This is a genomic window from Neisseria sp. P0021.S007, assembly GCF_051956855.1.
Genome location: NZ_JBQCXA010000081.1, coordinates 1 through 1,331 on the forward strand (window position 1 = coordinate 1; position 1,331 = coordinate 1,331).

The window sequence follows — 1,331 nt, forward strand, 5'->3', positions numbered from 1 at the left end:
GGGCTGTTGGGATTATCGGAAGATACGCCCATGTAGGTCAGTTCGATAAAGTTGCGGTAGCGGGTTTGGAAGCCGGAGAGTTTAAAGTTTCCGGCTTTGCCACTGCCGGCAAGTCCCAGTTCGAAGTTTTTGGCGGTTTCTGCCTTAAGGTTAGGGTTTGCTTTAAGGTAGAAGTCAGGATGCGGGAACAATAGCCAGGTTTCGTCTGAAGTCGGCGCGCGGAAGCCAGTGCTATATTTTGCCAAAAGATTCAGACGCGGCGTGAATTTCCAGTCTAATCCTAAACCGTAGCTGAAACCGCTGTGTTTACGCTCGCTGCCAAGATAGGGGATTTGACCGCGGATGGCAGGGGTATAGTTGGGGTTGTCCTTGGCTTTGCTGCTGCTGTTGTCGTAGCGAAGCCCGGCATTGAGGCGGTATTGGCTGCTGTCGCCGAATTGGAAGGTGTTGTTCCAGTAGGCAAAACGGTTTTTGGACGAGCTTTCGACCAGCATAGTCAATTCTTGGTTGTTGGACGTTTGGTATTTCGGGTCATATAGGCGTACCCAATAGCTATGGTCGCTATTACCGTTATCGTTTTTGGAGCCACCTAATCCGTATTGCATTGCCCATACCGATTTGGAGAAGTCGATTTGTTTTTCGGCATCGGCACCGAATTGGGTATTTTTTTGACGGATGTTGCGGAACATATGGTACACGTCGCTGTTGACACCGTTACGGCCATAATCCGTCGGCAAGTCCCAGGTCCAAGTGCTCATGTCGATGGTTTGACGGTCGTAACGCAGGTTGAGGTTGTCCCATGGTCCTTTGTCAAGTTGGTTTTTGTATTCGAAACCGATGCGTTTGCGGTAGGAAATATCTTGACGGGAACGGGTGTCGCCCAGTGCGTCGCCTTTCCAGTCTGCCGCCCACATATTGGACAATTCAATCGTCGTGCGGTCGGTGCGTGAATCTTCGTAAATCCAGCCGATACGGTTTTTATCGTTGAAGTTGTAACCCAGTTTGAACAGGGTGCTTTTGTTTTCCCAGTCTTGAGGGTCAGGTTTGCTGCGCGCTACACCGCGGCTGCCGTAGTTGGTCATACCAGCATTCGGACTCCAGCTTTGTTTGTTGTCAGTGATGACGGTATCGGCAGCGTCGCTGTTGTTTTTGGTTTCTTTACCGAAACGACGAGTGTAGACCATCAATGCGTCCAGACCCAGCCAAGTTCCTGCAGCGGTAATGCTGCTGAATTTCTGGCTGTTGCGTCCGATATAGCCGCCTTTAATGCCTAAATGGTAGGGTTTTTCTTCGGAAACGTAGTCGCTTGCAGATTTGGTTTTATAGTTGAC

At 50.1% G+C, this 1,331-nt stretch carries 1 protein-coding gene; it reads right to left on the reverse strand.

Features of this window, described 5'->3' with window-relative positions:
* On the reverse strand, window positions 1–1,331 hold a 1,331-nt coding region (locus ACTHUR_RS11235), incomplete at both ends, for a TonB-dependent receptor domain-containing protein (protein WP_440398627.1).